Source organism: Aestuariirhabdus haliotis, from assembly GCF_023509475.1.
Classification (GTDB): Bacteria; Pseudomonadota; Gammaproteobacteria; order Pseudomonadales; family Aestuariirhabdaceae; genus Aestuariirhabdus; species Aestuariirhabdus haliotis.
Genome location: NZ_JAKSDZ010000117.1, coordinates 1 through 349 on the forward strand (window position 1 = coordinate 1; position 349 = coordinate 349).

Below are 349 nucleotides of genomic sequence, written 5' to 3' on the forward strand. Positions count from 1 at the left end.
GCATTTTGCAGCCGTCGATGGCGAAGAGTTCATTGCCCAGCAAGCCTTGCTGATCGCACACCAGCAACACCTGTTCGAAAATCGATTCAATCGCCTCTGGGTAACTGCTGACGAAGCTGGCAATACTGGTAAAGTGGGGAACCGAATCGCAAGACAGGGCTTTGAAGATGATATTGTGTTCGCACTGCCACTGAATCTCACGACTGGAAGTGATGCCTTTGGAGTACGCGAACAGAATAATCTTGAGCAGAATCGCGGGATCATAAGCGGACCGTCCGCCAGTATCATTGCTGTACTTATCGTAAAAGGCCGACAGGTCAATATGGTGATCGATCAATTGATGCAGAGT

At 49.3% G+C, this 349-nt stretch carries 1 protein-coding gene; it reads right to left on the reverse strand.

Annotated elements, in window-relative coordinates; all coding sequences use genetic code 11:
* Window positions 1-349 (reverse strand): transposase (locus MIB40_RS19515; RefSeq protein WP_249697185.1); only part of this gene is annotated, 349 nt, incomplete at both ends.